Genomic DNA, 12954 nt, shown 5'->3' on the forward strand with positions numbered 1-12954 from the left:
TCCGCGTTTTCAAACCGCATACAGCAAGGCGTGAAAGGATGGTAGTTTGTTAGCGCTCAACCAAGCGCAACCAAATTCCTTCCTTCGATCGGACAGTCAAATGCGCAACTGGTACAGGTGTTTGCCCCTCGCCCAGCTCAAATCGAAAGTGTCGCAAAAGCATGGACACCAAAAGCGGCCCCTCAATCATAGCGAACCCGGCACCGGGGCATACGCGGGACCCTGTTGAGAACGGAATGAAAGCGTTGCGCTGACACGACTTTCCGTTCTCAGTCCCCCAACGGGTTGGATCAAATTCGTCCGGGCGATCCCAGATCCTCTCGTGCCGGTGCAAATGCCAGGGGCTAATCACGATTTGCGAGCTTTCAGGCACATCCCTGTCTCGGAAACGTTCGGGGCAAGTCGTTTCACGCACCATCATTGGCACAGGCGGGTAAAGCCGCAACGCTTCACGGAACACGTCCCGGCTAAGCCTCAGTCGCGATATTGCGGTAAATTCCGGCGTATCCAACGCCCCTGCTTCTTCGGCCAACATGTCCTGCCATTCGGGATACATGGCCAACAGATACAGCGTCCAGGCTAGTGCAGACGCGCTGGTTTCGTGGCCGGCAAGGAAGAAGATCGCGACCTGATCGACCATTTCCTGTGTGTCGAAACCACGCCCGGTTTCGGGATCACGTGTTGTCATGATCTTGGTTGCCAGATCGTCCGGCGCTTCACCCCGAGCGATCAGCGCAGCCCGATCCGCCGTAAGGCGCCGGATGAGCGCCCTGATATCCTTAGCATTTCTTTTGGTGCGCCGCGAATGCAACCTCGGCAACCACTTTGGCAGCGGGACAAAGGCTGCAATGTTCAAAATGGGTTGTTCGCGCTGATAGCTGCGAAACTTGTCAAAGACCCGAGCGGCTATTTCATGCTCGATAGGCACCGAAAACAAAGTGCGAAAAATGACATCCGCAGCAATATGGCTGGTGACCTCTTCAAACTCAATGACCTCGTCAGCCTGCGGGCGCAACCGATCCACGGCGGCCTGACCTGCCGCGAGCATCGCCGGAAACGTGTCCTTCAGGCGCCCACCCTCGAACGCCGGGTCGATGATCCTGCGTTGCTGTTTCCAGGTATCCCCGTTCGTCAGGAAGACAGAATTTCCCAGCAAAGGACGCAGACCCTCACTTATTCGGTTCGACTTGGGGAAGTCGTCGGGGCGTTTTTTCAGAACCGTGTCAACGAGTTCCGGCTGGTTCATCAAGTAAGACCTAAAAAACGGTGTTCGAAATTCAGCCATCCAGGCGCGGTACAGCCTATGGGGCTGGGCCGAAAGAATGTCTTTACGGAACAGTTTCAAGTATCGCCAAAGCGATACTCTGTCCGGACGCGAAGCCGGTTTGGGCGGTGTCATGCGGTCACCGTCGTGTGTTTTGAGACTGGCTTTTCCACGCGCGATTTCGACGGCACCCGCCCCTCAAACCTCTGCTCCAAGGTTTGTGGACCAGCGGTGATACGAAAATAGTCATACCGATCGGGCTTATCAAACGCGCAAAGATATTGGAAATGCAGTCGGAAAAACTTCCAGCGCAAGTACTTCCATCGTTCGGGGGACAGGGTCTGCGTGAAAGCCGCAGACAGGACCAGCGGCCACTTCTTTTCTGCCGTGGCCACGCCGCTGACCGACACCGGATCGCAAAGGGCAAAAGAACACCCGTCGCCGGGAGCCGAGACATCTACCCATGTCAGATTTTCCTGCGTGGATAGGAATTGCAAATCGGCCCTTAATTCATGGGCCTGGGGCAGAAAGGAAACCATCGGCACGACCTGTCCCAACGTTAGGAACGAAAATACAGGCCCGTCGTCACGTTGACCATTGTCGCGGATAACATCGGCCAGAACGCTGACTCCCAGATGGGCGCCTGAGCTATGGCCGACGACCAGCACCTCGTCTGCGTCTGAATTCAGCGCTTCTTGGATCAACGCACCGAATGCACGCAGGCGATTTCGCAATTCAACCGGCGTCGCCCCTTTGAGCTTTGCGGAATAGGCATAATCATGCATCAGGTAATAAGCAAAAAACTGGCCGTCTTGCTGGCGAAACCAGCGCATCAGAGCGTAAGCGGCCCCAACTGCCAGAACTACGCCCAGCCAATCGATAAACGGCATTAAAACCCATGTCATGGCCGCGGCTAGCAAGATCGCCAACAGCAGTTGAGCCACCAACATTCCAACTGGATAGAGTGCGGCAATCACCGGTCCTTTGCGCAGCTGCATCAGGCGCCACAGCGTTCCAGAGGACATATAGATCCATGCAGTCTGCACCAATTGCAGATAGGTCGCCGGGATCGAATTGGACATGCTGTCACGCACCAGATCCGACCAGACCAAAACACTTACATCAGCTTGAACTTCTTCACCATCCTGCCGGGAAGTGACGTGCCACCCATACGGGCCATCGCCTGACTTGGCGGACACCGAAATCTGATAACCGGATACCTCCGACTGAAGCATGCCTTCGGTACGATAAAGCTCACGATACCGCCGCGGTGGTATCGGATCATAGCCAGGGATATAGAATACTTGGCGTTTACGCACCCGTGGATGATTATTCTGACTGCTCATGGCCTTACCTTCTGCAGCGCAGGTTAACGCAGCCTGAGCGTCAAGGTAAGTCAGATCAACAGATCATCCGAAATTCGCCAGCGCCGGGAAAGTTTCCAGCAGCCACCAGCTGAATTCTGTGAACAGGCCTGTGATCAGCATGATGCCCACGAAAAGCAACAAGCCCCCCATCACCTTTTCAATGGTACCCATGTAAGGCTTGATCCGGTTCATCACCGTCATCGACCGGTTCAGGAACATCGCCGCCAGCAGGAACGGTATGCCCAAGCCAGCCGCATAAACGCCCAACAACAGGGTCCCACGCGCGACCGATGCCTCAGACGCCGCAAGTGACAGGATCGCCCCCAACTGCGGTCCAATACATGGCGTCCAGCCAAAGGCAAAAGCCAGACCAAGAATATAAGCGCCGAATACAGATCCACCGGAATCACCGGTTTCAATCCGGGCTTCGCGGTCAAGAAACGGGATACGGAAGACGTTCAGGAAATGTAGGCCAAAGACGATGACTACTGCGCCAGACACCTTCGCGAACAGCACCTGGTTCTGAAGGACAAACGCCCCGAACGCGGATGCTGTGAAGCCCAGCAACAAAAACACGGTGGACAGGCCCAACACAAAGAACAAGGCCGCCAATGTTGCCTTGCGCCGCGCTTGCGCCTCATCCTGCATTTCGTTGATCGTTACGCCGCTCATGTATGCCAGATATGGCGGAACGATGGGCAAAACGCAGGGCGACAGAAAGCTGATCAACCCGCCCAGCATCGCGATGAACATGGCAGGCAGCAAGCCCGCGTCGATGATATCTATTCCGAACATGATTCAGCACATATGGTATGGGGCGGCCAACGTCACGGGGCCATTCGGTCACATCCTCGTGGTTGCACGCTGGACACCCTGCCAAAGTGGAAATATCTGAACCTTATGTCAAATCCATCCGATACACTCGACGCGTTAGGTCTGCTGTGCCCTCTGCCAGTTCTCAAGGCACGCAAACGTTTGAAATCCATGCCGGCCGGTGCAGTTCTGCGCGTACTTGCAGATGATCCTGCTGCTATAATTGATGTCCCGCATTTCTGCGTCGAGAGCGGTCACCAACTGCTGTCGCAGGAGGACGCGGACGGCCATCAGGTCTATTTGATCCAGAAATCTAGCTGAGATTGGCCGAAACAAAAAAGGCGGACACCTGGCCCGCCTTTTCTTTTTACTGGCCCAGTGACCACCAGCCACGCCGCTTTGGCTTGGCCGGCTGTTCGGGCTCTTCGGCTACAACCTCCAAAACCGGTTCGGGTGTCTCTTCAACCACGACTTCCGCAGGCTCCTGCGAGTCGTCAGCGGTCGCCTCAACGACTGGCTCGGGTTGTTCAACCGCTACAGGTTCAGCCTGTTCTTCGGTGGAAGTTTCCGCCTCAGTCTCAGGTTGTTTTGCCGCCGTTTCAGTTTTTTCACCGTCTTCTGCAGTTTCTGCCGCTACTTCTTCTGGTGCTTCCGTTACACCAGTTTCCACGGCCTCTGCTTCCGGCGCTACAACTTCACCATCTTTGCCCGCAGTCTCTTCAGACGCGGCTTCAGAAGTTTTTTCTTCTGCCACTTCAATAGGTTCGGCGTCTTTCTTCTTACGGCGAGGCGCACGACGACGCTTGGGCTTGGCGGCTTTTTCTTCCTCAACCGGTTCGGAGGCTTCACCTTCAGGCTTTGTTTCATCTGCCACGTCGGTCTTAGCTTCATCCGATGCCTCGGACGTTGCCGCATCACCTTCGTCAGCGTTCGCCTCGGAAGATTCGCCGGAACCATTGCCCTTTTTCCGACGACGGCGACGACGTTTACGCTTGGGCTTGGTGTCCTCTTCAGCCTGAACAGCTTCCTCTTCGACCTGCTCTTCTTCGCTGGCGTCAACAAGATCCATCAGGGACGCGTCTACCGAAACGACTGGAGCTGTGGCTTCCGGTACGATCCGGCTGGCGGTTTTGAACTTCTCCATCGAGAAATCCGGGCTGACCAAATGCACGTCACCTTCGACACGTACGGACAGGCCATACCGCGCCTCAATCTGCGCGATATGCTCGCGCTTCTGGTTCATAAGGAAGTTGGCGATGCTGACCGGGCAGCGCACAAGCACCTCGCGCGAGCGGCGGCGCGTGCCCTCTTCCTCGATCTGACGCAGGATCGACAAGGCCATGTTGTCGTCCGACCGGATTAGACCAGTTCCGTGACACGCCGGGCACGGCTGTGTCGTGGCCTCCAACATACCGGGACGCAGACGCTGGCGGCTCATCTCCAGCAGTCCAAAGCCCGAGATGCGGCCAACCTGAATGCGGGCCCTATCGGTTTTCAGCTTGTCTTTCAGACGCTTTTCGACGGCCGAGTTATTCTTCCTCTCGTCCATATCGATGAAGTCGATGACGATCAGACCGGCCAGGTCGCGCAGACGCAGTTGGCGCGCAACCTCTTCTGCGGCCTCGAGGTTGGTCTTGAGCGCGGTTTCCTCGATCGAGCCTTCTTTGGTGGCCCGGCCAGAGTTCACGTCGATCGCAACCAGCGCCTCTGTCACGCCAATCACGATATAACCACCAGATTTCAGCTGAACGGTCGGGTTGAACATCCCGGCCAGATAGCTTTCAACCTGATAGCGTGCGAACAAGGGCAACGCGTCTTCATACCGTTTCACGTTCTTGGCGTGGGACGGCATGATCATCTTCATGAAGTCCTTGGCGATGCGATATCCGCCTTCACCTTCGACCAGAACCTCATCGATTTCGCGATTATAGAGATCGCGGATCGACCGTTTGATCAGGTCGCCTTCTTCATAGATTTTCGCGGGCGCAATGGATTTCAGCGTGAGCTCACGGATCTGCTCCCACATGCGTTGCAAATATTCGTAGTCGCGCTTGATCTCGGATTTGGTGCGCTTGGCACCGGCTGTGCGAATAATTAAACCCGCCCCCGTGGGCACGTCGATTTCCGCAGCGATTTCTTTAAGCTTCTTACGATCCGGAGCATTGGTGATCTTGCGGCTGATCCCGCCACCACGCGCCGTGTTTGGCATCAAAACGCAGTACCGACCTGCCAACGACAGATACGTGGTCAGGGCTGCGCCTTTGTTGCCGCGTTCTTCTTTGACGACCTGAACCAGCAGAACCTGGCGAACCTTGATAACCTCTTGAATCTTATAGCGACGCGGACGTGGTTTACGAACGGGGCGGATATCCTCGCTGTCATCTTCGTCGGCGACGGATTCAATAGAGTCGTCCTTCGCAGTCGCATCAGCTCGTGCTTCTTCAGTCTTACTCTCGTCTTCTTCGGTCGTGTCTTCCGAGGTTTCGGCCTTCGCTTCACTCACCGTTTCGTCAGAGTTCTCTTCAGCTCCTGCAGAATCGGTCTCTGCAGCTTCCGCAGCAGGTTCTTCAACCTCTTGCTCAGGCTCGTGATCGTCTTCCGATGATGCAGATTCGCCTTCAGCTTCTGATGACTCAGCTGTTTCTGGCTGGTCCGGTGACGCTGCCTCATCAATAGGCTCTTCCACCGGCGTTTCGGCAACCCGGTCTGCTGGTGATGTCCCTTCGAGGACCGGGCCATCGGCTCCTTCTTCGCCTTCGTCCAGATCAATGGTTTCCATGCCAGTAGGTTCGTTCGAAACTTCGATCGACTCCACCGCATCGTCAGACTTCACATCCGCAGCTTTAGACCGCGACCGTGAACGGCGTTTTTTAGGCTTGGTGTCTTCCGCTTCGTCGCGCGCCTTCATTGCCTCAGCATAAGCGCGCTCTTCTTCCATCAACGCTTCGCGATCAGCCACGGGGATCTGATAGTAATCCGGGTGAATCTCGGAAAAGGCCAGAAACCCATGCCGGTTCCCGCCGTAATCTACAAAGGCCGCCTGAAGAGACGGCTCAACCCGGGTTACTTTTGCAAGATAGATGTTGCCAGCAAGCTGGCGTTTGTTTTCGGATTCAAAATCGAACTCCTCGACCTTGTTTCCGTCAACCACCACGACGCGGGTTTCCTCCGCGTGGGTGGCATCGATAAGCATTTTCTTAGCCATGTTTCCTTGGTGCACCGCGCCAAACGCGTTGTCCTTACCCGTCCAGGAGGACAGGCGCTTTTGGGGTGGTGTCTTGTCAGGGCGATATCGGACGGCGCGCGGCAGGGTCTGGCGCTTTGGCCCCCTGCCCGTACACTCAATCGTTGCGCGCGCGTCATCGCGGTTCTTCTCCGACAGGCGCGGATCTGGCCGCTGCCTGCCCATTTATTCCTTTCGCCCGCTGTAGCGGGCTCAGGCGTTCAGCTGCCCCCTTGGGGGCACAATCGGTCTGCTTTGCCATGCGGGATTGATCACCATCAGTAGCAGAGCAGCGAAACTCAAAGATTCGGGACTTTTGGGCGCAAAACAGCCCTGCCCGTCAGGACACAATAAAAGCAGTCCTGTGGAAAACACAATGGGCAAACTGCGAGAAGATCAATAGAAGGCCCCGGGATCTATTGATCTGCCCTCAAATATCCCGGGGGCAAATTGAACCGCGGGCTCAAGAGGGGGTTGGCCCCCTCTCTTTCCTAAAGATAGTCCGAACGCTGCAGACCGTACTTCGCCATCTTCTCGTTGAGTGTCCGACGTGGCAGGCAAAGTTCGTCCATCACGGATGCAATCGAACCCTTGTGCCGACGCATGGTATTATCGATCAGCATCCGCTCGAACGCTTCGACATACTCCTTGAGCGGCTTGCCCTCGGTCGTCATGACGGGCTGCATTTCCTCGTGATCGGACATCAAAAGCGATGCAATCGTCCCGGAACCGCGCCGTGACTGTAGGACGGCCCGTTCTGCGATGTTGATCAACTGCCGTACATTTCCCGGCCATGGAGCTTGCAACAACTGAGCCGCTTCTTGAGCACTCACCTGAGGCGCTTCGCAGCCATACTCCTCAGAGAACTGTTCGCTGAGCCGGGTAAACAGCGTCAGAATGTCTTCACCGCGCTGGCGCAGGGGTGGCATGGTTATCCGCAATGCAGCCAGACGATAGAACAGGTCCGGGCGCAGAACATCTTCGCTGGTCTTTCCCGCTTCCTGCAGGTTGGAAATCGCGATGATACGGGTTTCGGCCGGCGTGCCCTGATCGTTCATCACACTCAGCAAACGGGCCTGCAGCGTATCGCTCAGCGCCTCGACGTCCTCCAGCACCAGCGTTCCGCCCCGAGCCTCTTCGATTGCGGGCAATTGCGCATCTTCCGGCATCATCGGGCCGAACAGACGTTTCGACAGCGCCTCTTCCTCAAGCGCCGCACAGCTCACCAAAACAAACTTCTTACCGGCACGGCTACCAACTGCATGCAACGCATGCGCCACCAGTGTCTTACCTGTGCCGGTTTCCCCGTCGATCAGTACGTGACCGTCCGCTTGGCCCAGATCCAGGATATCTTCGCGCAGACGTTCCATGACCGGGCTGGCCCCGATCAGTTTGTTCATTATCTGCGTTCCACCCGACAGCTCGCGCCTCAGGGCACGGTTGTCCAAGGTCAGTCGACGCGCAGTACTGGCGCGTTTGGCCAGTTCCGACATGCGATCGGGGTTAAAGGGCTTTTCAAGAAAATCGAATGCCCCGACGCGCATGGCTTCTACCGCCATTGGCACATCCCCGTGACCGGTGATCATGATGACTGGCAACGTACTGTCGGCCCCCATCAGCTTTTTCAACAGTTGAATGCCGTCCATGCCAGGCATTTTGATATCCGAGATCACGATACCCGGATATTCCGGCCCCAACACCTTCAGCGCGTCCTCGGCACTGGCGAAGGTTTCCGTGTCGTATCCCGACAGTGCCAGCCATTGGCTGATCGACTGGCGCATGTCCTGTTCGTCATCCACAATGGCGATCTTCATGGCCTGTGCCATAGTTATTCCTCGTTATTCCGCGGCCTCAAGGCCGTCGCTTCCCAGTATCGGCAACTGCATCTCGAACACGGCCCCGCCTTGCGGGCTGTTGCGTGCTGTCAGCCGTCCGCCATGGTCGTTCACGATCCCGGAAGAGATGGCAAGCCCCAGACCAACGCCGTCGCCGGGTTGTTTTGTAGTATAGAACGGTTCGAACAGGTTTTCGATGTCCTCGATTCCATAGCCATTGTCGCGCACTGTCAGCACCGCCATATCGCCCGCTGCCAGTATGATTTCGACATCTGGTTCAGAGACTGACTTGGTGGCGTCCAGCGCGTTGCGCAATAGGTTCACCATCACTTGCTCGATCCGCATCCGGTCGCCCATGACCGACACCGGTTCGTCTGGAAGTATCTGGGTGATTTTGACGTGACGCTGACGCAGTTGCGGCTCCATCATAGACAGCGACGCGGCCAGTGCTTCACTAAGGTTTACTGGGGAAAACGTATCTGCACCCTTTCGCGCGTATGATTTCAGCTGGCGGGTAATCGCCCCCATTCTTTCAATCAGACCGTCAATACGACCAAAGCTTGCCAAGGCCTCTTCTGGGCGGTTCCGACGGAGCAAAAGACGCGCGCCGGCCAAATAGGTTTTCATTGCAGCCAGAGGTTGATTGAGCTCGTGACTCACAGCCGCCGACATCTCGCCCAGGGCGGCCAATTTTGAGCTTTGGGCAAGCGTCTGCTCGGCAACTTCCAGCGTTTTTTCAACCCGTTCGCGCTCAGCAATTTCCCGCTTTAGCCTTGTGTTCAATGCGCGAAGCTCTGCCGACTCACGCTGGAACAGTGCCATGCGGAAGGTAGCCCGGCGGCTGAGCGCATAAAAGGCCAGCGACAGAAGAATCGCAAAACCCATAATCTCGAGCGCGATTACACTGTTCACCTTTTCACGAATCGACTCGTAGGTGGTGAACGATGTCATTTTCCAGCCCCGGAACGGAATGCGTGTTTCCATCCGCATCACTGCCTCGCCTTGCAGATAGGCGTCCGGCGGCAACGCAGTCCAGTCTGTGGTGGCACGAATTGCCCGCTGGATAGCGCCTTGCGCAGGCTGGCGCAGCAACGCGGCGCTTTCCTCAAGTCCCCGCCATTGGGGTTCGGTCGACAAGATGATTGTTCCGGTACTGTCCGTCACCATTACGGCGTCAGAAATACCTGCCCAGGCGCGCTCAAACTTCTGCAGATCGACCTCGACAACGATGACGCCCAGAATCTCGGCATTGGACTCCATTCTTCTTGAATAGACAAAGCTGTAGCCGCCCGATTCTTTTTCAATCACGGTAAAGATCGTCGAATTCCCTCGCACCGCATCAATGAAATACGGCGAGCTTCTGTGAAGCTCTCCCAGACGCGCACGATCGGTGGCCGCAACAGTGCGACCATCCCCATCAAGCAACATCAATGAGGCAGCGCCGATTTCTTCAACAAACGAGATCAAACGCTGGGTAGACAGCGAGAAGTCACTGGATTGTAGCGCAGATATCAACGTAGGATCACGGGCCAATAGCTGCGGAACAATTGCATTTCGGCGCAGTTCGCTCAGCAAGTTGCCGGAATACAGCGCCAGTCGCACTTCGGCCCGGTTACGTGTGGATTCGGTAAAACGGTCCGTCAGCAGCCGATTGGTCACATAAACCGTGGTAACCGTGGCGATCAAAAGAAAAATGACCGCCAACCGCAGCCGCCAACCTAATGGCGCGCCACGAAATGGTTTTGTCAGAAAGGACCAGCTAGAGCGAACTTCGGAACTCATCCCGGAAAGTTACGCGGGCTGGAACGTAAGCTCAAGTCACGCCGGAGCGAGAACGCCAGACAATGCGCGGAACAATGCCGTCCCGTCAGTTCCACCGTGGCCGTCATCCGCCGCACGTTCAGGGTGAGGCATCATCCCCAACACCCGGCGGTTCTCAGACAGGATACCTGCAATGTTCCCGACCGAACCGTTGGGATTCTCGGTATAGGTGAACGCGATCCGATCCTGATCCTGCAGTTTGGCCAGCGTTGCATCATCCGCAAAATAGTTGCCGTCATGGTGGGCAATCGGAATGCCGATCACATCACCCGCGTTGTAACCTTCGGTGAACGCGCTATCGCTTGTTTCCACCTTCAGACCGACAGTGCGGCAGATATATTTCAGGCCGGCGTTGCGCAGCAGAGCACCAGGCAGGATGCCGGTTTCGGTCAGGATCTGAAAACCGTTGCAAATACCAACGGCGTAACCGCCGCGCTCAGTATGGTTTACTACGGCCTTGCAAATCGGTGACTGCGCGGCGATTGCGCCGCAGCGCAGGTAATCCCCGTACGAGAAACCACCTGGCACGCCCACGATATCCACGCCTTCTGGCAGCGCGGCATCCTTGTGCCAGACCATATCGACCTGAAAACCCGCCTGTTCAAAAGCGACGGCAAGATCCCGGTCACAGTTGGAACCTGGGAATACGATGACAGCTGCGCGCATGGTGGGTCCTCCGGGACTATGGTTAGACCAGTTCGATTTCGTAGCGTTCAATGACCGTGTTGGCCAACAGCTTTTCGCACATCTCGGTGATGTCCGCCTCGGTCGCGCCTTCGGCCAGTTCCAGATCGATCACCTTTCCCTGCCGCACGCCTTCGACCTGATCAAAGCCCATGGCACCCAATGCGTGACGCACTGCCTCACCCTGAGGGTCAAGGACCCCGTTCTTGAGCATCACATGCACACGTGCTTTCATTCTTGCAACTCCAGCTGAGGGCCTTGGTTTCCAGCCCGTTCCGTTGCGCGGGGGATAACGTGCTTGATGAAGTTGGACAACCCTTCTTGAAGTGGGCAGATGACCGCAGTCACCGTCGCTACCCGCTTCCGCCCGAAATCAGTCCGGGATAGTGCGCGTCTATTGCATTGAATGTGCCGGTCAAAACCATCTCGATAGCCACCGCCACCAGTATGAGAGCCATGACACGCGTGATGACATTGATCATCGTCATCCCCAACAGTCGAGAAATCGGATCGGCGAACAACAAACCTATGCCGACGATCAAGCAGGCGATCACAATTGCCGTTCCAAGGGTCACCACTTCGGCACCATCGCTCAGGGTATGAGAATAAACGATTGTTATCGCAATAGTTCCAGGCCCTATAGTCAAAGGAATAGCCAGCGGCACAACGGCGATGTTGTCTTTTTTCTTATGCCCCTCATCCATAGCCTGTTGATCACCTTTTGGCCTGTCCGATGCGTTCAGCATCGACATACCAATCCCAAAGATAATCAGCCCTCCAGCGATACGGAACGAAGGTATGTCGATCCCGAAAACAGCAAGAATCTCTTCTCCGATCACAACCGCTATCAGGCCGATAATGATAACCGTGCCCGTCACGATAAGCGCTACCTGCCTGCGTTCGGAGGCCGAGTATCCTTTGGTCATGCTAAGAAAAATCGGGATACCGTAGAGCGGGTTGAAAATCGCCAGAAGGGCTGCAAGGAATTTTAGAAAAACCGCCTGATCAAACAATTCGACCATGTAAAGCGCCACCCTCGTTTTCGTATTTGTCCGACAATGCCGGACAACCGACATTTCTGTCAAACTACCAGACACAAAGAAAAAAGCACTGCTTTGATTTAAGCAGTGCTTTTGAAAAATGTTGTGGTTAGTCCGCGTGATCAGTTGATCAGCGTAGGTTTGGCGACGTTACTTTGGGGCAGCACACCCAGACGGCGCGCGACCTCAGAATAAGCGTCCGTCAGACTGCCCAGATCCCGGCGGAATACGTCCTTGTCCAGCTTTTGGCCGGTTTCGATGTCCCAAAGGCGGCAGCTATCGGGGCTGATTTCATCAGCCACAATGAGGCGTTGGAAATCCCCGTCGTAAACTCGGCCGATCTCGATCTTGAAATCGACCAGTCGGATACCGACGGCCAGCATCATACCACTCATGAAGTCATTCACCCGCAGAGCAAGGCTCAGAATATCGTCCATGTCCTGTTGGCTGGCCCAGCCAAAAGCGGCGATGTGTTCCTCGGTAACCAGCGGGTCACCTAATGCGTCGTCTTTATAGCAATACTCGACAATCGGACGCGGCAGTTGCGTACCTTCGGCGATACCCAGACGTTTCGAGATCGTACCGGCAGCATAGTTGCGAACGATCACTTCAAGCGGAATGATTTCGCAGTTGCGCACCAATTGCTCGCGCATATTCAGACGGCGAATGAAGTGGGTCGGAACGCCAATCTGGTTGAGACCGGTCATGAAGAATTCGCTCAGACGGTTGTTCAGCACACCTTTGCCATCGATGACGTCTTTCTTTTCCGCGTTAAACGCGGTGGCATCATCCTTGAAATACTGCACGATCGTACCCGGCTCAGGGCCTTCATACAGAATTTTCGCCTTGCCTTCGTAGATCTTCTTGCGACGCGCCATGAGCGACCTTTCCAGTCCGGGGCGAGGGA

General features: G+C 55.9%; 11 protein-coding genes. 1 reads left to right on the forward strand and 10 read right to left on the reverse strand.

What is annotated here, in order from left to right:
• Positions 1-49: 49 nt before the first annotated feature.
• The 3 genes from GOW92_RS01780 to GOW92_RS01790 all read right to left on the reverse strand — a co-directional run bounded on the left by GOW92_RS01780 (position 50) and on the right by GOW92_RS01790 (position 3426).
• On the reverse strand, positions 50-1399 hold the full coding sequence (locus tag GOW92_RS01780) for a cytochrome P450 (protein WP_170557439.1): 1350 nt from the start codon (positions 1397-1399) through the stop codon (positions 50-52).
• Positions 1396-2610 (reverse strand): hypothetical protein, encoded by a 1215-nt coding sequence (locus GOW92_RS01785; protein ID WP_170557441.1) that lies wholly within the window; start codon positions 2608-2610, stop codon positions 1396-1398. The genes GOW92_RS01780 and GOW92_RS01785 overlap by 4 nt, the downstream gene beginning before the upstream one ends.
• A 63-nt stretch (positions 2611-2673) precedes the next feature.
• The gene (locus GOW92_RS01790; protein WP_170412974.1) at positions 2674-3426 is read right to left on the reverse strand and encodes a cytochrome c biogenesis CcdA family protein; all 753 of its coding nucleotides are present in this window, start codon (positions 3424-3426) and stop codon (positions 2674-2676) included.
• Between the two features lie 105 nt (positions 3427-3531).
• Between GOW92_RS01790 and GOW92_RS01795 the strand changes: the two genes are divergently transcribed.
• Positions 3532-3765 carry a sulfurtransferase TusA family protein gene (locus GOW92_RS01795; protein WP_170557443.1) on the forward strand — a complete coding sequence of 78 codons (234 nt, stop codon included), beginning with the start codon at positions 3532-3534 and terminating at the stop codon, positions 3763-3765.
• A 46-nt stretch (positions 3766-3811) separates the two neighbouring features.
• Here GOW92_RS01795 and GOW92_RS01800 read toward each other — a convergent pair whose 3' ends face one another.
• The 7 genes from GOW92_RS01800 to purC all read right to left on the reverse strand — a co-directional run bounded on the left by GOW92_RS01800 (position 3812) and on the right by purC (position 12925).
• Positions 3812-6649, reverse strand: a complete 2838-nt coding sequence (locus GOW92_RS01800; protein WP_170559300.1) for an Rne/Rng family ribonuclease — start codon at positions 6647-6649, stop codon at positions 3812-3814.
• A gap of 509 nt (positions 6650-7158) precedes the next feature.
• Complete coding sequence (locus tag GOW92_RS01805) at positions 7159-8493, reverse strand: sigma-54-dependent transcriptional regulator (RefSeq protein WP_170557445.1); 1335 nt, start codon at positions 8491-8493, stop codon at positions 7159-7161.
• Positions 8494-8505: 12 nt separating this feature from the next.
• Entirely contained in the window at positions 8506-10284 is a 1779-nt protein-coding gene (locus GOW92_RS01810) for a sensor histidine kinase (protein WP_170557447.1), read from the reverse strand.
• Positions 10285-10320: 36 nt separating this feature from the next.
• Positions 10321-10989 carry a phosphoribosylformylglycinamidine synthase subunit PurQ gene (purQ, locus tag GOW92_RS01815; RefSeq protein WP_170557449.1) on the reverse strand — a complete coding sequence of 223 codons (669 nt, stop codon included), beginning with the start codon at positions 10987-10989 and terminating at the stop codon, positions 10321-10323.
• A 22-nt stretch (positions 10990-11011) separates the two neighbouring features.
• Positions 11012-11242, reverse strand: coding sequence for a phosphoribosylformylglycinamidine synthase subunit PurS (gene purS / locus GOW92_RS01820; RefSeq protein WP_109311572.1), 231 nt, complete (start codon positions 11240-11242; stop codon positions 11012-11014).
• A 118-nt stretch (positions 11243-11360) separates the two neighbouring features.
• Positions 11361-12029, reverse strand: a complete 669-nt coding sequence (locus GOW92_RS01825; RefSeq protein ID WP_170557451.1) for a MarC family protein — start codon at positions 12027-12029, stop codon at positions 11361-11363.
• Between the two features lie 140 nt (positions 12030-12169).
• On the reverse strand, positions 12170-12925 hold the full coding sequence (gene purC, locus GOW92_RS01830; protein ID WP_170557453.1) for a phosphoribosylaminoimidazolesuccinocarboxamide synthase: 756 nt from the start codon (positions 12923-12925) through the stop codon (positions 12170-12172).
• Positions 12926-12954: the final 29 nt, after the last annotated feature.

The organism is Ruegeria atlantica (assembly GCF_013032505.1).
GTDB classification, from domain to species: Bacteria; Pseudomonadota; Alphaproteobacteria; order Rhodobacterales; family Rhodobacteraceae; genus Ruegeria; species Ruegeria atlantica_F.